The following is a 23749-nucleotide window of genomic DNA, read 5'->3' as shown; positions in this document are numbered from 1 at the left end:
TTTTTTTTCGCCTAATAGTTATGCTGTTTTATTAATATAACACGTTTTTATTATTAGTATAAATGATTCTAATATAATTAGTTGTGGCGCTTTACTGCTTATCGTCTCCATCAAAGGTTTTAAGTTCTGTAGTAGGAGCAAGGGTTTGTTTTCCGCTCCATGTGTTCGCATCATATTTTCTTAAAACATCGTATGCAATGACTTCTTTTTCCTCAAGAATATCAAATTCTGTACGGTTTAAGGAATTAATAGAAGAGAACAATAGTTCTACTCTGGACATACTATTTCCAACAATTTTGCAATCGAATGTTGTTTTATTCCCATCTTCACTGTTTTCAATAAATTTTAAAGATCTATTGAGGTAAAAGTATTGTCCAGACTCACTTTTAATATAACGTGGTTCATATAAATTTTGCTCGTTAATGGTGTAAATGATGGTTCCTGAGCTTACGTTTTCAATATACTTCACTCCAAAGAGTAGTTTTAAATTTAGCTTTTCGCCTTGTTTTCCTTTTGCGAATCTGTAGTCTAGTTTTAAAACACCGTAGGTGTCTTCAGAAATATACAAACTTCCAGTAAAATTGGCAGATGATCTATCCGGTTTAAATGTGACTAAATACACCATTTCACCATTTACCATACTTGCATTGGCTAAAGTATAGTCATAATCATCTTGATTTAAGACTTCTAGGAGCATTCCGTTTGTTCCTGTTTTTGATTTGTCTAGTACTGAAACCGTACTTTTTTTAAGGTCTTTAATTTTAAATTGGTCTAGGTTCTTATCTTTTTTGTCATCATTATTTAGAGAGAGCGAATCTTCAATTTTAAACAATCCAGTTTTTAATTTGTAGGTCATAGTTGTATCTAAATATTTCAATACTGTCAATTGCGCATTTTTTTGAATCTCCTCTAACGACACGTTTTCATTAGAATTAATAATTTTAGTTGCTTTGTCCACATATAGTTTCAAACTATCATCCATAGCGTTTAATGTTCCTGCGTAATCTGTAAAATACACAAAATCACCATTTACAATGCCATTACTCATTTTTGAAAGTTTGTCATTGGCTTCTTCTAATTGACGTTTTTTTACTTTAGACGATTTTTTAATCTCTAAATCAAGATTATCAAAATTTGTATAAGACGTTTCGCGGTAGAAAAAATTATAGCTTAACGCATCATTTTGGTAGTTTTTGATTAAGTTTCTATTCACTCTAGCAATAATCGAATCTACGTTTGGCTTTGAATTAGTAAGGTAAATAGCATTAAGTTCATTTACTGCAGGCTCTAATTGTATTTTGAAATTGTTAGCCTCTAAATCCTCTACTGAAATAGTCAACGTTTGGTAGCCCAAACATGAGAACTCAATAGTATTAGTATCAACATCTTCTAAATTAATAATGAACTCACCTTCTTCATTAGAAATTACACCCTTGAACTCTGCGGTTTGGACTGCGACAAATGGTATAGGTTCATTTGTTTTACTATCTACAATTTTTGCAGTGAGTTCTTGTGCATTTAAAATGCAACTAAATAATATAAGTATTCCTAAAGTAAAATATGATTTCATGTTGGATGGTTTGTAATCTTTAGACGCTAAGAGTTTTGTTTTGTTACTGAAATTTTAAAAATTCATGTTTTTACTGAAATCAAATCCACCTTCTCTTTAAAAAAAGGGAAGGAAGTATGCTAATGGTTTTATATATGTTGTAAGCAAGCTTCTATAAAAACAGCTTTTAACTTAGTATTGATTTGTCATGATTTGTTTGGTTCTTATAACTATCGATATTCTATTATAAAAAGGCTAACTTCGCTAATAGACTTATTTAAATTAAAGAGAGCTCCTTTTCTCCATATTATCATACTTAAGCTCATGAAAACGAAGTTACATATATTTAAAATTGTTGCTAAACATTTAAGTTTTACAAAAGCTGCAGAACAATTATACATGTCTCAGCCAGCCGTTTCAAAAGCTATTAAAAATTTAGAGCAAGCGTATAAAACGACATTATTTATAAGGAAAAGAAACGCTATAGAAATGACAGCAGAAGGAAAGTCGTTTCTCATTTATACCAATAAAATTTTAGCTATTTATGCTGTAATGGATGAGAAATTTCTGCATAAAAAAGACGATTTCCCAGATTTTATCAATTTTGGAGTGAGTACCACACTGTCTAACTATATTATTCCTAAAGTTATTGCGAAGTTTAGAGTGAATTTTCCGCAAACCAAATTTAACGTCATTAGTAATAATACCGAAACTATTGAAAATTTAATTTTAAATGAAGATATCGATTTTGGAATTACAGAAGGAAGCACTTCAAATCCGAAATTACAATTTGAACGATTTATTAAGGATGAAATTGTATTGGTAACGAGTATAAATAATAACACCTTCCAAAAAGGCAGTATTGATATAGACGCGTTACAAACCATCTCAATGGTGGGACGAGAAACAGGTTCAGGAACAAAAGTTATTATAGATGCTTTTTTATCAAAACACAATATTAATAATCTCAATACTGTTGTGTCTTTTAATAGTACAGAAGCGATTAAAAATTATTTATACCACTCAGACCATTATGCGCTGCTTTCAATTCATTCTATTTCTGATGATTTGATGGCTAATAAGCTCAAGGTGTTAGATATTAAAGATTTAAGTATTGAAAGATGGTTTTATTTTGTAAATAGAATAGGATACCCGTCTCATACCTTTGAATTTTTTAAAAAATTTATTCGTCATAACTATAACTTTTAGTTATCTGATATAACAAATTAATTTGCTAATTAGTTATTGCTAACTTCTACTTTTGTGTCAAATTACGTACAGTGATATGAAAGATGTGGTCTCAAAAATAATTTACTTCATAATAATTATACTAGCGCTTTTAGGGTATATAAATAGTCCTGTTGCTTTAATGCTTGGTTTTATGTTTACCGTTTTAGTTCATAATCCTTTTAAAGCCTATAGTCATAAAGCAATTCATCATTTTTTAAAAATTGCTGTTGTAGGTCTAGGTTTCGGAATGTCTATAAAGGAAACTCTGCAAACTAGTAAAGATGGACTGAGCTTAACCATTTATTCTATTATATTGACTGTATCTTTAGGTTTACTGCTTTCAAAACTCTTAAAAATCGATTTAAAATTAGGCCATCTAATTACTTCTGGAACCGCAATTTGTGGAGGAAGTGCAATTGCAGCTATTTCACCAGTGATTAAAGCAAATGGTAAGATTATAAGTATGGCTTTAGGTATTGTGTTTTTATTAAATTCTATTGCTTTGTTTGTTTTTCCGGCAATAGGTCATGCGTTAAGCTTAACACAAGAACAGTTTGGTTTGTGGTGTGCTATTGCAATTCATGATACGAGCTCGGTAGTTGGAGCTGCATTAGGTTATGGTGATGAAGCTTTACGAATAGCAACCACAGTAAAACTTTCTAGAACGTTATGGATTATTCCGTTGTCAATGTTTTCGATGTTTCTTTTTAAAACTAAAGGCGAGACAATTAAATTTCCTTATTTTATTATCCTATTTATTGTCGCAATTATAATACATAGCTATCATGTGTTGCCTGAACCAGCAACACATTATATTGTTTTACTTTCTAAGCGATTGTTAGTTGTTACCTTGTTTCTTGTAGGTTCTACAATTTCAATTAAAGACTTGACATCTACAGGAATTAAGCCTGTTATTTTAGCTTTAGCATTATGGGTTTTTATATCAGTATTTGCTTTAATTTACATTTTGAATTTATATTAGGTAGTGGCTTATTATGGAGTTGAAGCCTATTAACGATTTTAGATTTATTCATCACCTTTCTCATGTGACTGCTCTTTCAAAATTTTCACCACTTCTTTACTAAACGACGTGCTATCGGCTTGCTTGCTTTCTTTTGATTTGATATAAGCATTTTTCTTTTTAAACAACTCTTGTAGTTGAGATGCGTTCATTTTTCGTTTGTTAGACAGGTCTTTAATAATGCTTTCTTTTTCGGCAGTGCTTAAACCTCGTAATTCTTGAGGTAACTTATTATCAGCTATAGCGTCTAGTTTCAACTTTCCGTCGTTATAATCATTAATAATTTCATTGGTACCATACGATCCTTTTTTGCCTACTTTACTGTTTTTATATTCGGCACGTTTGCTATTTGCAGTAGGTGAACCATCGGTATAGGCTTGCATAGATTTATCTTTCTTTTCGTAATTATATTCGCGCTCATTATGTGTGCCATAATACATTCTCGTATTATCAATTTCTTTTGAGAGTTCGTTAATTTCTTGATCAAACGGTGTTGCGATTACATAATCTTTGGCATCTTGATCTAGCATTAGAAATTCACCATTAGTACATTGAGACATCGCTCTAAAATGTGGGATTGCTTCTTCGCAACTTTTACCTAGTTTGATGGTATTTATAATAATACCTTTCTCGGCTGCGAGTTTGCAACTCTCTGTGTATTTAACATCATCTTGGTAATCCATATGTGGCGGACAATCGCCAACCACAAATATGGTTCTATATGTATGGTTGTCTGTAGACCATGTCATATTAGTAATCGATTCGTGTAAAGCTTGATTGACGCTTTCTGGAGTGTCGCCTCCACCATCGGCTGTCATTTCTAGTAAATCTGCATAGACTTCATCTAAATCTGTAGTGATGGCAATTTGTTTGGTTATAAACGTGTCGCTTCGATCTCTATAAAAAACCATTCCCATTTTTAGCGTATCTACATCATTGCTTTGTGCTAATTCTGTAACAATGTCCCAAATTTTTTCTTTTGCTGTACCTATAAGTCCGCTCATACTACCTGTTGCATCGAGACAAAATACGATTTCGGTATTTTTTGTAGGCTCAATGGTTTTGGAGTTAGATATTTCCGAAGCATTTGCTAATATCTTAGCAGCATTTTTATTTGGTTCGTTTTTACAGTTAAAGAGTAAGGTGATGACGAAGAGAAGACTGATTTTTTTGATCATGAGTTTAGAGTTTGGAATAAAGGTATTACAACAATTAAAGTAGTAAAACCAAAAACTAGCAACGGTCTTACTAGAATTAGTAAACGGGTAGTTTGAGTGAGTAAACGAGGTTTTTGGCTTAGGGTATGTGATATATTTTTAATTAAGTATTCAAAATATCAACAATCAATATTTATTTTGTTCTATTTAACTACATTTGCAATCGCAAAAAAGAGATTTCTGTAACTACAGAAATTAATTAATAATAGTTTCCCACTTTCGTGGGAACGAAAAACAAGTTTTTCGATGAAAGCTGGAATTGTAGGATTACCAAACGTAGGAAAATCAACCTTATTTAACTGTTTATCTAATGCAAAGGCGCAAAGTGCAAACTTTCCTTTTTGTACTATAGAGCCAAATATTGGTGTAGTAAATGTACCAGATCCAAGACTTCAAAAATTAGAAGCTTTAGTTAATCCTGAGCGTGTTTTGCCTGCAACTGTAGAAATTGTAGATATCGCAGGTTTGGTAAAAGGAGCGAGTAAAGGTGAAGGTTTAGGAAATCAATTTCTAGGAAACATTCGTGAGACAGATGCAATTCTTCATGTATTGCGTTGTTTTGACAATGATAATATTGTTCATGTTGATGGTAACGTAGATCCTATTAGAGATAAGGAAACTATTGATATGGAATTACAGCTCAAAGATTTAGAGACTGTAGATAAAAAACTAGATAAAGTAAAACGCGCTGCAAAAACAGGAAATAAAGAAGCTCAAAAAGAAGAAGCTATTTTATTAAAACTGAAAGAAGGTTTAGAAGCTGGAAAATCTGTTAGAGCATTGGAGTTTAGTCCAGAAGATATGGAGGAGTTTGTAAATCCTGCTCAATTAATCACATCAAAGCCAGTGATGTATGTGTGTAACGTAGATGAAGGCAGTGCAGTTAATGGTAATGCTTATGTTGAGCAAGTGCGTGAAAACGTAAAAGATGAAAATGCCGAAGTTTTAGTACTCGCTGTAGGAACAGAAGCAGATATTACAGAGTTAGATGATTACGAAGAGCGTCAAATGTTTTTAGCTGATATTGGGTTAGAAGAACCAGGATCGGCAAAATTGATACGTTCTGCATATAAGTTATTAAATCAGCAAACCTATTTTACAGCAGGCGTAAAAGAGGTTCGTGCTTGGACCGTTAATGTTGGTGCAACAGGACCACAAGCAGCAGGTGTTATACATACCGATTTTGAAAAAGGTTTTATTAGAGCAGAAGTGATTGCTTATGAAGACTATGTAGCCTATGGTAGTGAAGCCAAAGTAAAAGAAGCTGGTAAAATGCGTGTTGAAGGAAAAAATTATGTCGTTAAAGATGGTGATGTGATGCATTTCTTGTTTAATGTGTAATTTCAAGATTGTTAATTGCACATATTAAATCTAATAAATATCTAGGTTTAAATAATCTTAATAAGCTTCCTTTTATTGGAGGTGGTTTTATTGCATGTGTTGCAATGTTACCTATGTTTGTATTACATGAAATTGTTCAGAAGGTATTTGAAATAAGTCCAGTTTTTGATGTGAGTGTTACCTTTTTTTTAACAATTTAATATTTCATCTCTTTTTGATATATGTTTTTGACATAAGAATAAAGTTGTTCTTTATACCTTCAACCTTGTTTTGTCTTTTTTGTGTTATTCTTAATGGGTATAGAGAATATGATGACATAATAGCAATTGTAAATTCCTAATGCCTACCATTATAATCAAAACCCAAATCAAAGCAGATAATCAAACCTGTTTTGATGTATCTCGCAATATAGACTTACATAAAGCATCTATGGAGCATTCTAACGAAAAAGCTATTGTTGGCAAAACCTCAGGATTAATTGGGTTAGGTGAGTGGGTGACTTGGGAAGCTAGGCATTTTGGAGTAAAACAACAACTCACTTCAAAAATCACGGAGTTTGATAGTCCGCATCGTTTTGTAGACGAACAGGTAAAAGGTGCCTTTAAATGCTTTAGCCATGAACATGTGTTCATTTCCGAAGAAAAAAATAGCACCTTAATGATGGATACATTTAAGTTTGAGTCGCCTTTTGGTATCTTCGGAAAATTAGCCAATACATTATTTTTAAAACGTTACATGGCCAATTTGCTAACGACCAGAAATACGTTTTTGAAGCAAAAAGCGGAAGAATTAGCTAAAAATAGCTAACATATTTAGGTTCTCAACAAGATTGTGCTTGTATTGTTAATTACTTTGTGACATCACTATTTCATTTTTTATAGCGTTGTGTTATATTAGCGTTCTATCTTAATTTTTCGCCCACTTATGTCTCAAGAAACCAAATATACCGAAGATAATATACGCTCGCTCGATTGGAAAGAGCATATTAGAATGCGACCAGGAATGTATATTGGTAAGTTGGGTGATGGGTCTTCTCCAGATGATGGTATTTATATTTTAGTAAAAGAGGTGCTTGATAATTCTATTGACGAATATGTCATGGGAGCAGGAAAGACGATAGAAATTTCAATTCAAGGAAATAAAGTCATTGTTAGAGATTATGGACGTGGAATTCCCTTAGGAAAAGTCGTTGACGTAGTTTCTAAAATGAATACTGGTGGAAAATACGACTCTCGTGCGTTTAAAAAATCGGTAGGATTAAACGGTGTTGGTACCAAAGCAGTAAATGCGTTGTCAAATTATTTTAGAGTAGAATCTACGAGAGATGGAAAATCTGCTTCGGCCGAATTTGAGCAAGGTACATTAACCAATCAAGAATTACTAGAAGATACTTCAAGGCGTAAGGGAACAAAAGTCTCTTTTATACCAGATGAAACGATTTTTAAAAATTATAAGTATCGTAATGAGTATGTCTCTAAAATGCTCAAGTACTATGTGTATTTAAATCCAGGATTAACCATTGTTTTTAATGGCGAAAAGTATCATAGTGAAAACGGCTTAAAAGATTTACTATCTGATAATATCCCTGAAACAGATCGACTTTATGATATCGTGCATTTAAAAGGTGAAGATATTGAAGTGGCTTTAACCCATAGTAGAACTCAATATAGTGAAGAATATCACAGTTTTGTTAATGGACAAAACACTACGCAAGGTGGTACACATTTAGCAGCATATAGAGAAGCACTTGTTCGTACACTTCGTGATTTCTACGGAAAAAACTACGAAGCGTCAGATATTAGAAAATCTGTTGTATCAGCAATTTCTATCAAAGTTATGGAGCCTGTATTTGAAAGTCAGACCAAAACCAAATTAGGATCTACAGATATGGGTGGCGATTTACCCACCGTAAGAACTTATATTAATGATTTTTTAAAACGTTATCTCGATAATTATTTACATAAAAATCCTGAAGCTGCAGAGAAAATACAGCGTAAAATATTACAAGCAGAACGTGAGCGAAAAGAGCTATCAGGAATTAGAAAACTTGCAAAAGATAGAGCTAAGAAAGCAAATCTTCACAATAAGAAATTAAGAGACTGTAGAGTACATTTTGGAGATACCAAAAACGAGCGAAATCTAGAAACTACGTTATTTATTACTGAGGGAGATTCAGCTTCGGGTAGTATTACTAAATCTCGTGATGTAAATACTCAGGCAGTGTTTAGTTTAAAAGGAAAGCCTTTAAATTGCTACGGTTTAAGTAAGAAAATTGTGTACGAAAACGAAGAGTTTAACCTGTTACAGGCGGCTTTAAATATTGAAGAGTCGTTAGAAGATTTGCGCTATAACAACGTTGTGATAGCAACCGATGCCGATGTTGATGGTATGCACATTAGATTGTTGTTAATTACGTTTTTTCTTCAGTTTTTTCCTGAAGTCATAAAAGAAGGGCATTTGTATATTTTACAAACACCTTTGTTTAGAGTGCGTAATAAAAAGAAGACGATTTATTGTTATTCTGAAGATGAAAGACGCGAAGCGATAGAGCAATTAAAGCCAAAACCAGAAATCACCCGATTTAAAGGTCTTGGTGAAATTTCGCCAGATGAGTTTGTGCATTTTATTGGTGATGATATACGGTTAGATCCTGTAATGCTTGATAAAGACATGTCTATAGAAGAATTGTTGTCTTTTTATATGGGAAAAAATACACCAACACGTCAAGAATTTATTATTGATAATTTAAAAGTAGAGTTAGATATTATAGAAGACTAATTCATGAGAACCAACAATTCTAAAGTAAAAAATACTATTATTTCAGTATATTTTATATTGATAGTTTTGGCCATTGTTTTTGCTACGGTTTTTAAAATGTTTTCAGATAAAGGTTCTAATCCAACCATTGTTTTATTAGCGATTACTTTTGGTTTTGCGGCTCTCTTTTTTTTAGTGCACTTTATTTCAAAATATTTTGAATATGATAGCGACGGACTAAAAGTTGTGGTTACCAATAAAGGTTTACTGTTGTCTGATAATTTTAATTATAGAGAGCGCGTTTTAGAATTTGAAAAGAAAGATTTGTCTGCTTATAAATTCCAGAATTTTATAGTATATAAAACTTTAACTTTACATACAAATGATAGTCGTGGTAGAAAAAAGCAAACCACTTTTAATGTCACCTTAGTACCGAGAAAAAAGAGACGATATATTAGGCAATCATTAAGTAAAATGATTAAGAAAAATAAAAATTCCCAATAAATTAATGAGTGAAGATACTAACGATATACTAGACAGTCAAGACGAACCACAAGAGAGCATTACTAGAGTTACAGGGATGTTTAAAGATTGGTTTCTTGATTATGCTTCCTACGTAATTCTTGAACGTGCTGTACCAGCTATTGAAGATGGTTTTAAGCCTGTACAAAGACGAATTATGCATTCTATGAAAGATTTAGATGATGGTCGTTATAATAAGGTAGCCAATATTGTTGGTCATACTATGCAGTACCATCCTCATGGAGATGCAAGTATCGCAGATGCAATGGTTCAAATTGGTCAAAAAGATTTATTGATTGATACACAAGGAAACTGGGGAAATATACTTACAGGTGATCGAGCAGCTGCGGCACGTTATATTGAAGCTCGAATTTCTAAATTTGGTTTAGATGTGGTTTATAATCCTAAAATCACAGAGTGGCAAGCTAGTTATGATGGTCGTCGTAAAGAACCAGTGAATCTTCCTGTGATGTTCCCTTTGTTACTTGCTCAAGGTGGTGAAGGGATCGCAGTAGGTTTGTCGACAAAAATATTGCCTCATAATTTTATTGAACTGATAGATGCTTCAGTAAAACATTTACAAGGCAAACGATTTACATTATATCCAGATTTTCCAACTGCAGGTATTGCAGATATTTCTAATTATAACGACGGACTTAGAGGCGGAAAAGTAAGAGTGCGTGCAAAAATCTCTCAATTAGATAAAAATACACTTGTAATTACCGAAATTCCTTTTGCAACAAATACATCTTCCTTAATTGATTCTATTTTAAAAGCGAATGATAAAGGAAAAATTAAGATTAAGAAAATAGAAGATAATACTGCAGCAAATGTTGAAATCCTAATTCATTTGCCTAGCGGAATTTCTCCAGACAAAACTATAGATGCCTTATATGCATTTACCAATTGCGAATCTTCAATATCACCCTTAGGTTGTGTAATTGAAGATAACAAACCTTTGTTTATTGGTGTGACTGAAATGTTGAAGCGCTCAACAGAGCTTACAGTTGAATTGCTTAAAAGTGAACTAGAAATTAAGCTTGGTGAGTTTGAAGAGCAGTGGCATTTTGCTTCATTAGAACGTATATTTATTGAAAACAGAATCTATAGAGATATTGAAGAAGAAGAAACTTGGGATGGCGTTATCAATGCGATTGATAAAGGATTGCAGCCACATATTAAACATTTAAAACGTAAAATTACCGTTGAAGATATTACACGTTTAACAGAAATAAGAATAAAACGTATTTCAAAATTTGATATTGATAAAGCACAACAAAAAATTGATGCTTTAGAAGATCAAATTGCTGAGGTTAAGCATCATTTAGCAAACCTTATCGATTATGCTATTGCTTATTTTGTTCGACTTAAAAAAGATTATGGAGAAGGACGTGAGCGTAAAACAGAATTAAGAGCTTTTGAAGATGTTGATGCTGCAAAAGTAATTATTAGAAATACAAAATTATATGTCAATAGAGCCGAAGGCTTTATTGGAACCTCTTTGCGTAGAGATGAATATGTGTGTGACTGTAGTGATATTGATGATATTATTGTATTTACCAATGATGGTAAAATGATGGTAACCAAGGTTGATAGCAAAACTTTCATTGGTAAGGATATTATTCATGTGGCTGTCTTTAAAAAGAAAGATAAGCGTACTATCTACAATATGATTTATCGTGATGGAGCAAAAGGCGCAACTTATGTTAAGCGTTTTGCCGTTACTTCAATGACTAGAGATAAAGAGTACGATTTAACCAATGGCACAAAAAGTTCTAAGTTGTGGTATTTCTCTGCGAATCCAAATGGTGAAGCTGAAGTGATTACTATCTTTTTAAGACAAGTAGGTAGTATTAAAAAATTAAAATGGGATTTAGATTTCGCTGAGGTCTTGATTAAAGGTCGAGCTTCTAAAGGTAATAGAGTGACAAAGCATCCTGTTAAGAAAATAGAACTCAAAGAAAAAGGTGTGTCTACATTAAAACCACGAAAAATTTGGTTTGATGATACTGTACAACGTCTTAATGTTGATGAACGAGGAGATCTAATAGGTGAATTTAGAGGAGAAGATCATTTATTAATTATCACACAATCTGGGACTATAAAAACCATTTTACCTGAGTTAAGTACGCATTTTGATGACGATATGATTGTGCTAGAAAAATGGATACCGAAAAAACCAATTTCTGTTATTTATTATAATGGTGAAAAAGAAATGTATTACGTTAAGCGCTTCTTGATAGAAAATGAAGGCCGAGAAGAGACTTTTATTTCTGAGCATCCAGATTCTCAATTAGAAATTGTATCTACCGATTGGAAACCCATGGCAGAGATTGAGTTTAAAAAGGAACGCGGTAAAGATCGTAAAGAAAATGAAACCGTAAATCTAGAAGAATTCATTTCTATCAAAGGTCTCACGGCATTAGGTAATCAATTAACTAAGGAGAAAATCAATCAAGTGAGTTTGCTAGAACCTTTGCCTTATGAAGCGCCAGAGAGTGTTCCTGCAGCAGAGATCGAGGTTGTTGATGAAACGGTCGAAAAATCTAACGACGATACTGTGAGTAATTCAATTTCCGAAGAAAAAACAGAGACAACATCAAAAGATGATGATCTAGATGTTGATGAAAAAGGACAAGCTAGTTTATTTTAAAAATAAAATGACATATAAAAAAAGCTCGATATCTAACTATCGAGCTTTTTTTTGTTTTATACTTAACTCCTTAGTTATGATTTTTTCTTACTGTTCTTATTAATTTTATAATTCAGCATTTCTATAAACAAAGAGAATGCAATGGCAAAATATAAGTAGCCCTTTGGTATCTCTCCAACTTTGTTACCAAAAAACTCAGTGTGTGATAGGTGAGCGGCTTCAGTGATTAACATAAACCCAATTAAAATTAAAAAGGCTAAACCTAACATTTGAACACTTGGGTTGGCATTGATAAATTTTCTAATAGGATTTGCAAACCCAATCATGATTGCTATTGAAATTATAACTGCAATTATCATTAAAACTAGGGTGTAGTTATGGTTAGGGTGTAGACCATTTGTCATTCCTACAGCTGTGAGTATAGAGTCTATAGAAAATATAAAATCAATAATCATAATTTGAACAATTGCATTTGAGAGTGATTTAATCTTTTTGCCTTTAATCTCATCTTCATCATGCTCAGGATGCGTTACTTTTTCTCTAATTTCAGAGGTGCTTTTGTAAATTAAAAACAATCCTCCAGCAAATAATATAATGGCTTGCCAGCTTATGTGGAGTTGAATCCAATTGGTTTCGAGATTATAAAAAGGCTCTGATAAACCTACAAGAAACGACACAAAAAACAATAATATAATACGTTGCACCATGGCTAATAATAGCCCAATGTTGGTGGCTTTGTTGCGCTGATGTTCGGGTAATTTATTGGCTGCGATAGAAATAAAAACAATGTTATCAATCCCGAGAATTATTTCTAAGAATGTCAAAGTGATTAATGCCATTATTGCATCACTGGTGAGTAAAAAATCTAGCATGTTATTCTATTTTTTTTGCAGTGCCTTTTTCAACTCGTTTCTTTTTAAAGGCATCTTTTACTGCTAATTGATATTCAAAAGTGTAGGTGTCCTTGGTAGTAGAGAGGATTTTAAAATGAATGGCCTTTTCTTCAGACCTATTTTTCGGATTGATTTTCTTCTGGATAAACTCACAGTCATTAATCCATCGTATAGAGGCCGAATCTATTTTGTTTTCAAAATAATCGATATTTAAAGTATCTGTGCGTACAAACGTTCCAGTTTTGTCTATACCATCAATAGTATAGGTGAACTCAAAGGTGCCAGTTTTAAAATCGGAACATTGTCTTTCAGTTTGGTAGCAACTAAAACATAATAGTTGTAAAAGGAGAAGGCGTATTTTTTGCATTTTGCTATTTTATACAAAATTACAAAACAGATCCTGATTATTGTAAGTAGCCCATTTATAAATTTTCATCGATTATGAAGAATGCTCAAAATTTTTGAATGTACCATCTTTATAAAAAATAACGATGCGTTCAATTGTTTTATCTTCGGAAATGGAAGCGCTCAAAGTTTGAGAATTTGATTCAGGATTAGCGCTTACATTTTTTGGTGCTTTCGAAATAGGAATATTTTCATCCTGTTTTTTTTGAGCAGGAAAAATTCCTTTACCATTCATTAGCCAATATAATTCTACTTCAGGAAAGGAGGAAAGTACCTTTAAAACAAAATCCAAACTTGGCTTATTTCTACCTGATAAAATGTGTGAAATACTAGAGCGCTGAACACCTATTTTTTCGGCAAAAGACGATGCAGACTCTCCGTAAAAATCTATCACTTTTTGAAGGCGTTTAGTAAATTCTTCGTTGTTTATCATTGTAAACGATACAGTTTGGTTTTGTAACGTTACAAAAGTAAACATATTACTTTGTAATAGCTAAATATAATTTTTAAAGTTAGTAAAGTATTGTATTTTAACTTTATATAAATTGCATTAAACTACTGAAAATAAAGATTTTAAATGTAAAATTATGTTTTTATTGAATTATTTTCAATGCGATGATAAATTGCGCTCTCTTTTTGTTTACAAAAGTGTATGATTTACAATCGTAAACAGAAAACACATGTTTACAATTGTAAAAAATCAATTGTTTACCTTTGTGATTCATACAACATCAAAATGCAGATAGAAACATTGAAATTGCTTTTTAAAACTTATAAAGAAACCTCTCTTTTTGGGCGATATATTCATGCTAAAAACATTGACCCTCTTTTAGAAAAATTGAAGGATAAAATGCAAATTAAGCAAGTGGGTAAATCTGTAAATGGTGTGCCCATTCATACGGTTACATTTGGTTCTGGAGGTAAAAAAATATTGATGTGGTCTCAAATGCATGGTAATGAAAGTACAACTACAAAAGCTGTTTTTGATTTATTAAATCTATTTTCCGAAGAAAATGAAATCACAAAAGCAATTCTAAAAGCGTGTACGGTTACTGTTATACCGATTCTAAATCCTGATGGAGCAAAATTATACACACGTTTGAATGCAAATAAAGTAGATTTAAATAGAGATGCTCAAAAGATGACTCAGCCTGAAAGTCGTGTGTTGCGTAATGTGTTTAACGATTTGAAGCCAGACTTTTGTTATAACCTGCATGGTCAGCGTACTATATTTAGTGCTGGTAAAGTAGATAAGCCTGCTACAATATCCTTTTTAGCACCTGCTCAAGATGAGGATAGAACGATAACTTCTACCAGGAAAATTGCAATGGAGGTAATTTCGGTTATGAATTCAAGTTTGCAGTTGCAAATACCAGGTCAAGTTGGGATTTATGATGATGGTTTTAATATTAATTGTGTAGGAGATACATTTCAGGCGGAAAATGTTCCAACAATTTTATTTGAAGCTGGTCATTATGTGAACGATTATCATAGGGAGCACACTCGAGCGTTTATATTTCAGTCTTTATTGGTGTCGTTAGATTATATCGCGTCTAGAGCTGTTGTTGGGAGTGATTATCAGTCGTATTTGGAAATTCCTCAAAATGATAAATTGTTTTATGATATTATCATTAGAAACACAAGTCATCGCGATATTGCTATTCAGTATGTAGAGAGGTTAGAGGGAAGTGATCTTGTGTTTGTGCCAAAAATTGAAAAAATTTCTGACATGAGTCATTATTTTGCTCATTGCGAGAGAGATGCTAATGGTTGTGAGGTCTTTGGAGAAAACTCTATGGCTTTACAAGAAGGCCTCGAAATCGATTTCGTGATAATCAATAAAGAGAAATTGTCGCTTAAAGTGTAAAATAATCAATTTTTTGTGAGATATCTTTAAAGAAAATGCGTTATTTTTGCTTAAAATTCAAAGAATACTAAAATAATGGCAAAATTCAAATTAGACGAAATTGATCATCAAATACTAGATATGTTGATTGATAATACAAGAATTCCTTTTACTGATATCGCAAAAAAATTAGTGATTTCTGCAGGAACAGTTCATGTTAGAGTGAAAAAAATGGAGGAAGCAGGAATCATTAGAGGGTCTTCTTTGACCTTAGATTATCTAAAGCTTGGTTATTCTTTCATTGCATACGTTGGTGTGTTCTTGAATAATACGTCCCAAACAAAATTTGTTTTAGAGCGCATACATGAGATTCCTTATGTAACGGTTGCTCATATTACAACTGGAAAGTTTAATATTTTCTGTAAAGTGAGAGCTAAAAACACATCTCATGCAAAAGATATTATTTTTATGTTAGATGATATTGAAGGTATTTATAGAACTGAAACTATGATTAGTTTAGAGGAAAGTATCAACGATAAGAAGCGTTTAATGCATACGATTTTTAACGAGTTATAATGTTAACTTGTAATTACAATTTAGCCCTTCATTACAGTTGTAGTGAAGGGTTTTTTAATTTTTAAACTTAAAATATTTTCATAATGACTAAAGATGATCTAACTGTTGCTGAGTATAATCCTTATTATCAGCAATACATTCAAAAAGCGGGAGAAGTTACAATTTTAGAAGGATTAAGGGTTAATGGAGATGCTACAATTGCGTTTTTAGAGTCTATTTCCGAAGAAAAATTAGAATATCGTTATGCTGATGGTAAATGGACAATTAAAGAGGTTGTTCAGCATATTATTGATACAGAGCGTATTTTTGCTTATCGAGCCTTGTGTATTGCAAGGGCAGATAAAACATTGTTTCCAGGGTATGATCAAGATGAGTATGTGGTAAGTTGTGAGGCGAACAATCGTTCAATGATTAGTTTGATTAATGAATATAAGGCGGTAAGACTAGCGAGTATAATTCTGTTTGAAAGTTTTTCTTCGGAAATGTTACAGCGCATTGGTATTGCGAGTAATAGTAATTTATCGCCTCGTGCAGTGGCTTTTATTCTAATTGGTCATGAAAATCATCATTGTGAAATTATAAAAGAACGCTATTTATAAATAGAAGTAGGGTTAATTGTAAAACAGCCATTTCAAAATGAAATGGCTGTTTTTGTATGCTGTAAAAATGCTTAATTGTATTAGAATCTATATCTAACACCTAAAGCGATATCAAAATCTAGGTCATCTCTATAGTCTCCAAATCCTAACTCTGGTCTCGCGTCAAGTGATAGTTGAAGCGGGAAGTCAAAGTTGTATTCAATTCCTATATCACCAGCTACAAAGAAAAAAGTTTCACTATCGTCAACACCACTAGGGACATTGTCAAAACTATAAGAGCCTAATCCGCCACCTGCACCAGCATACCAGTTAAAGGCGCCATCAAGTTGCCAGACCCATTGGTAGATACCTGCAAGTTTGAATCCATCATATCCATTTCCGCTTCTAAGGCCTAAATCAATTTCAACACGATTATTGTCACCAAGAGCTCTTTGGTATGAAACTTCAGCTCCAAAACCATCGCTATCACCTAATCTTAAGCCAATTGCGTTTTCTGAGATGTCTTGAGCGTTTACTATTGCAAAGCCAATAAGGGCTATTGCTACTAAAAATAATTTTTTCATAAAATTTAATTGTTTGTTTTATAGATTAACTAATAATATGACTTGCAAAAAAGTCATATGTTACACTTTGAGAATAACTTAGCAAATATAACGTCAAAACTGTTGTTTTATTAGATTTATTTTTAGCTTTATCGATATACATTTGGTCTTATGATTAGTAATTCAGAATTTAAAATATTAGCCTCTCAATTAGAAGGTGAATTACATTTTGATGATTTGATACGAACGCTCTATGCAACAGATGCTTCGGTATATAGAATGTTGCCTTTGGCTGTTGCGCTTCCAAAAAACCGTAATGATATTAAGGTGTTAATTCGTTTTGCAAAACAACATAATACGTCATTAATTCCTAGAGCAGCAGGAACTTCATTAGCAGGACAATGCGTAGGAAAGGGGATTGTTGTAGATGTGTCTAAATATTTTACAAAAATTTTAGATATTAACGAAGCGTTACAAACTGTCACAGTGCAACCAGGTGTTGTAAGAGATGAGCTCAATAATTATTTAAAACCTTTCGGTTTGTTTTTTGGGCCCAATACATCAACATCCAATAGGTGTATGATTGGAGGTATGGTTGGGAATAATTCATCTGGTACAACTTCAATAAAATACGGTGTTACTCGTGATAAAGTGTTGGAGTTGCATACGGTTTTAAGTGATGAAAGTGAGGTGATTTTTAAAGCATTGTCTTCGGCAGAATTTGAATTAAAACCTAAGCTAAACAATTTAGAAGGTGATATATATAGGGCAATTACCTCGCAATTATCGTCTAAAGAGGTGCGAGATCAAATCGTATCTAATTTTCCAAAACCAGAAATTCATCGCAGAAATACGGGTTACGCTATAGATGAATTGATAAAAACAACAGTGTTTTCAGATATTTCCGAAGGTAAAGAGGAAGAGGGTGTGTCGTTTAATTTATGTAAACTATTGTCAGGAAGTGAAGGTACGTTGGCATTTACAACTCAAATCACGTTAAAATTAGATAAGCTGCCGCCTAAAAACAGTGTTATGGTTGCTGCACATTTTAAAACGATTGAAGACTGTATGAATGCAGTGACCATTGTGATGGAGCACCAGCTTTATACTTGTGAAATGATGGATAAGACTATTTTAGATCTTACTAAGTATAACAAAACACAACAGGAAAATAGGGTGTTTATTGAGGGTGATCCTGAAGCGATTTTAATCTGTGAGCTTAGAGATGATGATTTTAATACTCTAGACTTAAAAACTCGAGAATTGGTTAATGCTCTTGAGAATTCAGGATTGAGTTTTGCTAATCCTTTGCTCAAGGCTAATGATATTAATAAAGCTAATGAGTTGCGTAAAGCAGGATTGGGTTTGTTAGGGAATATGATTGGTGATGAAAAAACAGCTGCTTGTATTGAAGATACTGCTGTGGCGCTTGAAGACTTGTCCGGCTACATTAAAGATTTTTCGCAATTAATGAAAGGTTATGGTCAAAAGCCTGTGTATTATGCACATGCTGGAGCAGGAGAGTTGCATTTACGTCCCATTTTGAATTTAAAAAAGAAAAGCGATGTAGTGTTGTTTAGAAAAATCACAACAGATACAGCTCATCTTGTAAAACGTTATCGAGGCTCAATGAGTGGCGAGCATGGTGATGGTATTGTGCGTGCAGAATTTATTCCATTGATGATTGGGGATGAGAATTATGAGATATTAAAGCGTATTAAGTCTGCTTTTGATCCGCAAAACATTTTTAATCCAGGAAAAATTGTGGATGCGTACCCTATGGATCAATCTTTGCGCTATCAACCTGGTAGGGCGGAACCTGAGGTGGAGACTGTTTTAGATTTTTCGTCTTCTCATGGTATTTTGAGGGAAGCTGAAAAATGTAACGGTTCTGGAGATTGTAGAAAACTTCCAGAGTTTGGTGGTACGATGTGTCCTAGTTATCGAGCAACAAAAAACGAGAAAGACACAACGAGAGCGAGGGCCAATGCGTTGAGAGAAGTGCTGACAAGCTCTCAGAAAATGAATAAGTTTGATAGCAAGGAATTAAAACAGGTTTTTGATTTATGTTTGAGTTGTAAAGCGTGTGCAAGTGAATGTCCAAGTAGTGTTGATGTGGCGAGTTTAAAAGCTGAATTTCAATATCAATATCAAAAGGAGAATGGTGTGAGTTGGAGAACAAAATTGTTTGCTTATAATAATCGTTTTAATGACTTCGGAAGTGTGTTTCCTGGACTCACAAATTTTATGTTTTCTAATACATTATCGTCGTTATTATTGAAAAAAACCTTCGGGATTGCTATAAAAAGAAGCTTGCCTTTAATTTCAAGTAAAAGTTTAAGTAAAGAAGTTCAAAACATTAAAAATAAAAATTATACGTCTGTTTTTGTTAAGGATGTTTATGTGTTTAATGATGAATTTACAAATCATTTAGACACGGCAATTGGATTAGATGCTATTGCACTTTTAAAGGCTTTAAATTATAATGTGAAATTTATAAATCACAAAGAGTCTGGGCGCTCATTTTTATCAAAAGGGTTACTAAAACAGGCTAAGCTTTTGGCAAATCAAAATGTGGCTATATTTAAAGATTTGGTTTCTGAGAATACACCACTAATAGGGATTGAGCCTTCGGCTATATTGACGTTTAAAGATGAGTATTTGAGGTTAGCAGATGATAAGTCTTCCGCAAAGCATATTGCCAAGCATACCTACTTGATAGAGGAGTTCATTCAAAAGGAGATAGAGCTAGGTAATATTAGGTCTTCTCAGTTTTCTTCCGAAGAAAAAAACATTAAATTTCATGGACATTGTCATCAAAAAGCAATGTTGAATCAGTCGTCTAGTTTTGCAGTTTTGAATCTACCAGTAAATTATAGGGTGTCTATCATTTCGAGTGGATGTTGTGGTATGGCTGGGAGTTTTGGCTATGAAAAAGAACATTACGACGTGAGTATGCAAATAGGAGAGCAGACCTTGTTTCCTGCTATTAGAAATGCAGGTGTTGATGTTCAAATTTCAGCTAATGGAACAAGTTGTAGGCATCAAATCAAGGATGGTACTGAGCGTGAGGCTCTACATCCTATCACGATTCTTAGACGAGCTCTTCTTTGAGGGTTTGTTTTTTTTAGTCTTTGGGTCTAAAACTGTAATTGCTGCGATTAGATCTTTTACTTCCATGTCTTTTATGTCTTGATCGGCATAAAAAGCGCGCAATTTATCAGTGTTGTAATTATAAAGTTTCCAACGCTTAAATTGATATTCTAGAGCTGTAAAATTCTCTATCCAATCGCCAGAGTTTAAATATGTTGTGTTGCCGTGTTTATTCTCTACTTTAACTATTTTTGGTTGATGTATATGACCGCAAATCACATAGTCATAGCCCTTTTCAATCGCTAAATCGGTAGCTACTTTTTCAAAATCATTAATGTATTTTACAGCTCCTTTTACGCTATTTTTTATTTTTTTAGAAAGCGAATATTTCTCTTTCCCCATTTTGTCTAAGCACCAATTGGTAAGTTGATTTAAAACAATAAGAAGGTCGTAACCGTAACCGCCCAATTTTGCAAGCCATTTGGCGTTTTGAATAGCGACGTCAAAGACATCTCCATGAAAAATCCAAGCACTTTTATCGTCAAGATCTAAAACAACTTTGTCAACTATAGATAGGTTTCCAATAGTGGTATCGCTAAATTTTCGAAGCATCTCGTCGTGGTTGCCTGTAATGTAAATTATTTCAACACCTTCAGAAGCCATATCCATAATTTTTTTGATGACTCTTAAATGTGATTTTGGGAAATAACGTTTTTTAAATTGCCAAATATCAATGATATCTCCATTTAAGATTAGTTTTTTTGGAGAAATACTACTCAGGTATGTTAATAATTGTTTAGCATGGCAACCGTAAGTTCCCAAATGAACATCAGAAATTACGACGACTTCTACTTTGCGTTTTGTTTTCATGAACTTTTTGCTATTAACATTACAAAGAAATTAATATGTTTTTAAACTGCGTAAAAATTGTAATTAACAAACAATGAGTAAATTGTTAAGCAATTGTTATGTTGTTTTTACTACAGATTTGCGCTGCTTTATGGGATTCTGTTTTTGTTTCTCTATTTTTACAAGTACATTAGCGTAAAATCTTAATTTATGGCAGGAAATTCTTTCGGAAACATATTTAAACTCACCACTTTTGGAGAGTCTCATGGAGTAGCAATTGGTGGTATTATTGATGGTTGTCCTCCAGGAATACAATTAGATTTTGATGCCATTGAGAATGAGATGAATAGACGAAAACCTGGACAGTCTAAAATTGTTACCCAACGTAAAGAACCTGATACTGTTGAGTTTCTATCAGGAATTTTTGAGGGTAAAACCACTGGAACTCCAATAGGATTCGTCATTAAAAATACCAATCAAAAATCTAATGATTACTCCCATATTAAAGATGTTTATAGACCTAGTCATGCCGATTATACCTATGAAAAAAAATATGGTGTACGAGATTATAGAGGAGGAGGTCGAAGTTCTGCGCGTGAAACCGCTAGTCGAGTTGTGGCAGGAGCAATTGCTAAACAGTTTTTAAGTTCTATTAAAATTAATGCATACACATCATCTGTAGGTGATTTGTTTTTAGAAAAACCATACCAAGATTTAGATTTTTCTAAAATTGAAAGTAATGCTGTGCGTTGTCCAGATCAAGATGTTGCAGAACAGATGATTGCCAAAATAAAAGACATTAAAAAAGAAGGGAATACTATTGGTGGTACAGTAACATGTGTATTACAGAATGTCCCTATTGGTTTAGGAGAGCCTGTTTTTGATAAACTCCATGCCGAGTTAGGTAAAGCGATGCTTTCTATAAATGCCGTAAAAGGGTTTGAATATGGCAGTGGCTTTTGTGGCGCAAAAATGAAAGGTACAGAGCATAATGACTTATTCAACGAGGATGGTACTACAAAATCAAATCTTTCTGGAGGAATTCAAGGAGGTATAAGTAATGGCATGGACATTTACTTTAGAGTTGCTTTTAAACCTGTGGCAACCGTAATACAAAAACAAGATGCGCTTAATAGTGCAGGAGAAATTGTTGAAATGCAAGGTAAAGGTCGTCACGATCCATGTGTTGTGCCTCGTGCAATACCAATTGTAGAGGCTATGGCAGCTTTAGTCATAGCTGATTTCTATTTGCTAAATAAAATGTATAACTAATACTTAAATAATTTATATTTCTTCGGAAATGTCCCTATAACACTAAAAGAGCTTATGAAAAAACTAGCATTACACTGGAAAATTTTAATAGGAATGCTACTCGGTTTAGTATTTGGTTTTATAATGCTACAAATTGATGGCGGACGAGCTTTTACCGAAGATTGGATCAAGCCTATAGGTTCTATTTTTGTAAAATTATTGAAACTTATTGCTATTCCATTAATCTTAGCCTCTTTAATTAAAGGGATTTCAGATTTAAAAGATATTTCTAAGTTTAAAAATATTGGTTTAAAAACTATAGGAATCTATATTTTAACAACTGTAATTGCAATTTCTATTGGTTTAGCGCTAGTTAATATTATGCAACCAGGAGATGGTGTTTCTGATGAAACTATAGCGAAACTTACTGAAACTTATTCTGAAAATAGTAGTGTAAAAGCAAAAATAGCTGAAGCTTCAAAACAGAAGGATTCTGGTCCTTTACAGTTTTTAGAAGATATGGTTCCTGATAATGCGTTTAATGCATTAAGCAATAACAAGCTAATGCTTCAAGTGATTTTCTTTGCTATCTTTTTGGGGATTTCAATGCTTTTAATAGGAGAAAAGTCAGCAGAACCGTTAAAGAAATTATTTGATTCTTTAAACGATGTGGTGCTAAAAATGGTAGATTTAATCATGTTATCTGCTCCTGTTGCAGTGTTTGCTTTATTAGCAAATGTTGTTGTATCTTCAGATGATCCAGATATTTTATATGCCTTGCTAAAGTATGCAGGTGTCGTAGTTTTTGGTTTAGCATTAATGATTGTTTTTTATAGTGTTCTTGTTGGGACAGTTACTAAGAAAAATCCATTTTGGTTTTTAAAAGAAATTAGTCCTGCACAACTTTTAGCATTTTCTACGAGTTCAAGTGCTGCAACACTTCCTGTAACAATGGAGCGAGTAGAAGAGCATATTGGAGTAGATAAAGAGGTGTCTAGTTTTGTGCTTCCTGTTGGCGCCACCATAAATATGGATGGTACAAGTTTGTATCAAGCCGTGGCTGCGGTATTTATTTTCCAAGCACTTGGTTTAGACTTAACTTTCGCAGATCAAATTACAATTGTTTTAACCGCTTTATTAGCGTCTATTGGTAGTGCTGCTGTTCCTGGAGCAGGAATGGTGATGCTTGTAATTGTTTTAGAATCTGTAGGGTTACCGCCAGAATTATTACCAATTGGTTTAGCTTTAATTTTTGCGGTAGATAGACCTTTAGATATGTGTAGAACAGTTGTAAATGTAACTGGTGATGCAACAGTGTCTATGATAGTTGCTAAATCTGTAGGTAAACTACATGATCCTAAACCTAAGGATTGGGATGATAATTATGACGCTGTAAAATAAATTA

At 33.0% G+C, this 23749-nt stretch carries 20 protein-coding genes; 13 read left to right on the top strand and 7 right to left on the bottom strand.

Translation table 11 applies throughout. The features are described 5' to 3' along the window. Positions 1-91: 91 nt before the first annotated feature. Positions 92-1570, bottom strand: coding sequence for a carboxypeptidase-like regulatory domain-containing protein (locus TD29_RS15675; RefSeq protein ID WP_040282020.1), 1479 nt, complete (start codon positions 1568-1570; stop codon positions 92-94). A 303-nt stretch (positions 1571-1873) separates the two neighbouring features. Here TD29_RS15675 and TD29_RS15670 point away from each other — a divergent pair, with 303 nt between their 5' ends. Beyond that, positions 1874-2758: a LysR family transcriptional regulator gene (locus TD29_RS15670; RefSeq protein WP_040282018.1), complete on the top strand. Its 885-nt coding sequence runs from the start codon at positions 1874-1876 to the stop codon at positions 2756-2758. Between the two features lie 76 nt (positions 2759-2834). Next, positions 2835-3761, top strand: a complete 927-nt coding sequence (locus tag TD29_RS15665; protein WP_040282017.1) for a YeiH family protein — start codon at positions 2835-2837, stop codon at positions 3759-3761. Positions 3762-3805: 44 nt separating this feature from the next. Here the strand turns inward: TD29_RS15665 and TD29_RS15660 are convergent, their stop codons facing one another. Further along, positions 3806-4978: a vWA domain-containing protein gene (locus tag TD29_RS15660; RefSeq protein WP_040282015.1), complete on the bottom strand. Its 1173-nt coding sequence runs from the start codon at positions 4976-4978 to the stop codon at positions 3806-3808. A 285-nt stretch (positions 4979-5263) separates the two neighbouring features. Between TD29_RS15660 and ychF the strand changes: the two genes are divergently transcribed. The 5 genes from ychF (at position 5264) to TD29_RS15630 (ending at position 12290) form a co-directional block, all read left to right on the top strand. Next, positions 5264-6358: a redox-regulated ATPase YchF gene (ychF, locus tag TD29_RS15655; RefSeq protein ID WP_040282013.1), complete on the top strand. Its 1095-nt coding sequence runs from the start codon at positions 5264-5266 to the stop codon at positions 6356-6358. A gap of 339 nt (positions 6359-6697) precedes the next feature. Beyond that, positions 6698-7165, top strand: coding sequence for an SRPBCC family protein (locus tag TD29_RS15645; RefSeq protein ID WP_040282010.1), 468 nt, complete (start codon positions 6698-6700; stop codon positions 7163-7165). A gap of 117 nt (positions 7166-7282) precedes the next feature. Then, a complete protein-coding gene (locus TD29_RS15640) occupies positions 7283-9136 on the top strand; it encodes a DNA topoisomerase IV subunit B (RefSeq protein ID WP_040282008.1) in 1854 nt (617 codons plus the stop codon). A gap of 3 nt (positions 9137-9139) precedes the next feature. Next, positions 9140-9619 (top strand): hypothetical protein, encoded by a 480-nt coding sequence (locus tag TD29_RS15635; protein ID WP_040282006.1) that lies wholly within the window; start codon positions 9140-9142, stop codon positions 9617-9619. 4 nt (positions 9620-9623) lie between these two features. After that, positions 9624-12290, top strand: a complete 2667-nt coding sequence (locus TD29_RS15630) for a DNA gyrase/topoisomerase IV subunit A (RefSeq protein WP_040282004.1) — start codon at positions 9624-9626, stop codon at positions 12288-12290. A 74-nt stretch (positions 12291-12364) separates the two neighbouring features. On the opposite strand, the gene TD29_RS15625 is transcribed toward TD29_RS15630, so the two are convergent. From TD29_RS15625 to TD29_RS15615, 3 genes are all read right to left on the bottom strand, one after another. Continuing rightward, complete coding sequence (locus TD29_RS15625; RefSeq protein ID WP_040282002.1) at positions 12365-13162, bottom strand: TerC family protein; 798 nt, start codon at positions 13160-13162, stop codon at positions 12365-12367. A 1-nt stretch (position 13163) separates the two neighbouring features. Next, the gene (locus tag TD29_RS15620; RefSeq protein ID WP_040282000.1) at positions 13164-13550 is read right to left on the bottom strand and encodes a hypothetical protein; all 387 of its coding nucleotides are present in this window, start codon (positions 13548-13550) and stop codon (positions 13164-13166) included. Positions 13551-13622: 72 nt separating this feature from the next. Then, on the bottom strand, positions 13623-14021 hold the full coding sequence (locus tag TD29_RS15615) for a helix-turn-helix domain-containing protein (protein ID WP_040282228.1): 399 nt from the start codon (positions 14019-14021) through the stop codon (positions 13623-13625). 303 nt (positions 14022-14324) lie between these two features. Here TD29_RS15615 and TD29_RS15610 point away from each other — a divergent pair, with 303 nt between their 5' ends. The 3 genes from TD29_RS15610 to TD29_RS15600 all read left to right on the top strand — a co-directional run bounded on the left by TD29_RS15610 (position 14325) and on the right by TD29_RS15600 (position 16609). Then, a complete protein-coding gene (locus TD29_RS15610; protein WP_040281999.1) occupies positions 14325-15455 on the top strand; it encodes a M14 family metallopeptidase in 1131 nt (376 codons plus the stop codon). 75 nt (positions 15456-15530) lie between these two features. Next, the gene (locus tag TD29_RS15605) at positions 15531-16010 is read left to right on the top strand and encodes an Lrp/AsnC family transcriptional regulator (RefSeq protein ID WP_040281997.1); all 480 of its coding nucleotides are present in this window, start codon (positions 15531-15533) and stop codon (positions 16008-16010) included. 83 nt (positions 16011-16093) lie between these two features. Beyond that, on the top strand, positions 16094-16609 hold the full coding sequence (locus TD29_RS15600; RefSeq protein ID WP_040281995.1) for a DinB family protein: 516 nt from the start codon (positions 16094-16096) through the stop codon (positions 16607-16609). 80 nt (positions 16610-16689) lie between these two features. Here the strand turns inward: TD29_RS15600 and TD29_RS15595 are convergent, their stop codons facing one another. Further along, positions 16690-17172 carry a hypothetical protein gene (locus tag TD29_RS15595; protein WP_040281993.1) on the bottom strand — a complete coding sequence of 161 codons (483 nt, stop codon included), beginning with the start codon at positions 17170-17172 and terminating at the stop codon, positions 16690-16692. Between the two features lie 150 nt (positions 17173-17322). Here TD29_RS15595 and TD29_RS15590 point away from each other — a divergent pair, with 150 nt between their 5' ends. Further along, positions 17323-20265, top strand: a complete 2943-nt coding sequence (locus TD29_RS15590; RefSeq protein ID WP_040281991.1) for an FAD-binding and (Fe-S)-binding domain-containing protein — start codon at positions 17323-17325, stop codon at positions 20263-20265. On the opposite strand, the gene TD29_RS15585 is transcribed toward TD29_RS15590, so the two are convergent. After that, a complete protein-coding gene (locus TD29_RS15585) occupies positions 20227-21114 on the bottom strand; it encodes a UDP-2,3-diacylglucosamine diphosphatase (protein WP_040281989.1) in 888 nt (295 codons plus the stop codon). The genes TD29_RS15590 and TD29_RS15585 overlap by 39 nt on opposite strands. A 189-nt stretch (positions 21115-21303) precedes the next feature. Here TD29_RS15585 and aroC point away from each other — a divergent pair, with 189 nt between their 5' ends. Together aroC and TD29_RS15575 are read left to right on the top strand one after the other, a co-directional pair. Continuing rightward, positions 21304-22365, top strand: coding sequence for a chorismate synthase (gene aroC / locus TD29_RS15580; protein ID WP_040281987.1), 1062 nt, complete (start codon positions 21304-21306; stop codon positions 22363-22365). Between the two features lie 54 nt (positions 22366-22419). Next, positions 22420-23745 carry a dicarboxylate/amino acid:cation symporter gene (locus TD29_RS15575; RefSeq protein WP_040281985.1) on the top strand — a complete coding sequence of 442 codons (1326 nt, stop codon included), beginning with the start codon at positions 22420-22422 and terminating at the stop codon, positions 23743-23745. Positions 23746-23749 lie beyond the last annotated feature (4 nt).

The organism is Psychroserpens damuponensis, assembly GCF_000826655.1.
Classification (GTDB): Bacteria; Bacteroidota; Bacteroidia; order Flavobacteriales; family Flavobacteriaceae; genus Psychroserpens; species Psychroserpens damuponensis.
This window is presented reverse-complemented; position numbering and strand designations above follow the sequence as displayed.

What these genes read in the sequence shown, in the direction of transcription:
- TD29_RS15675 (WP_040282020.1), bottom strand. Translation starts at nt 1,570, where the DNA reads ATGAAATCATATTTTACTTTAGGAATACTTATATTATTTAGTTGCATT.
- TD29_RS15670 (WP_040282018.1), top strand. Translation starts at nt 1,874, where the DNA reads ATGAAAACGAAGTTACATATATTTAAAATTGTTGCTAAACATTTAAGT.
- TD29_RS15665 (WP_040282017.1), top strand. Translation starts at nt 2,835, where the DNA reads ATGAAAGATGTGGTCTCAAAAATAATTTACTTCATAATAATTATACTA.
- TD29_RS15660 (WP_040282015.1), bottom strand. Translation starts at nt 4,978, where the DNA reads ATGATCAAAAAAATCAGTCTTCTCTTCGTCATCACCTTACTCTTTAAC.
- ychF (WP_040282013.1), top strand. Translation starts at nt 5,264, where the DNA reads ATGAAAGCTGGAATTGTAGGATTACCAAACGTAGGAAAATCAACCTTA.
- TD29_RS15645 (WP_040282010.1), top strand. Translation starts at nt 6,698, where the DNA reads ATGCCTACCATTATAATCAAAACCCAAATCAAAGCAGATAATCAAACC.
- TD29_RS15640 (WP_040282008.1), top strand. Translation starts at nt 7,283, where the DNA reads ATGTCTCAAGAAACCAAATATACCGAAGATAATATACGCTCGCTCGAT.
- TD29_RS15635 (WP_040282006.1), top strand. Translation starts at nt 9,140, where the DNA reads ATGAGAACCAACAATTCTAAAGTAAAAAATACTATTATTTCAGTATAT.
- TD29_RS15630 (WP_040282004.1), top strand. Translation starts at nt 9,624, where the DNA reads ATGAGTGAAGATACTAACGATATACTAGACAGTCAAGACGAACCACAA.
- TD29_RS15625 (WP_040282002.1), bottom strand. Translation starts at nt 13,162, where the DNA reads ATGCTAGATTTTTTACTCACCAGTGATGCAATAATGGCATTAATCACT.
- TD29_RS15620 (WP_040282000.1), bottom strand. Translation starts at nt 13,550, where the DNA reads ATGCAAAAAATACGCCTTCTCCTTTTACAACTATTATGTTTTAGTTGC.
- TD29_RS15615 (WP_040282228.1), bottom strand. Translation starts at nt 14,021, where the DNA reads ATGATAAACAACGAAGAATTTACTAAACGCCTTCAAAAAGTGATAGAT.
- TD29_RS15610 (WP_040281999.1), top strand. Translation starts at nt 14,325, where the DNA reads ATGCAGATAGAAACATTGAAATTGCTTTTTAAAACTTATAAAGAAACC.
- TD29_RS15605 (WP_040281997.1), top strand. Translation starts at nt 15,531, where the DNA reads ATGGCAAAATTCAAATTAGACGAAATTGATCATCAAATACTAGATATG.
- TD29_RS15600 (WP_040281995.1), top strand. Translation starts at nt 16,094, where the DNA reads ATGACTAAAGATGATCTAACTGTTGCTGAGTATAATCCTTATTATCAG.
- TD29_RS15595 (WP_040281993.1), bottom strand. Translation starts at nt 17,172, where the DNA reads ATGAAAAAATTATTTTTAGTAGCAATAGCCCTTATTGGCTTTGCAATA.
- TD29_RS15590 (WP_040281991.1), top strand. Translation starts at nt 17,323, where the DNA reads ATGATTAGTAATTCAGAATTTAAAATATTAGCCTCTCAATTAGAAGGT.
- TD29_RS15585 (WP_040281989.1), bottom strand. Translation starts at nt 21,114, where the DNA reads ATGAAAACAAAACGCAAAGTAGAAGTCGTCGTAATTTCTGATGTTCAT.
- aroC (WP_040281987.1), top strand. Translation starts at nt 21,304, where the DNA reads ATGGCAGGAAATTCTTTCGGAAACATATTTAAACTCACCACTTTTGGA.
- TD29_RS15575 (WP_040281985.1), top strand. Translation starts at nt 22,420, where the DNA reads ATGAAAAAACTAGCATTACACTGGAAAATTTTAATAGGAATGCTACTC.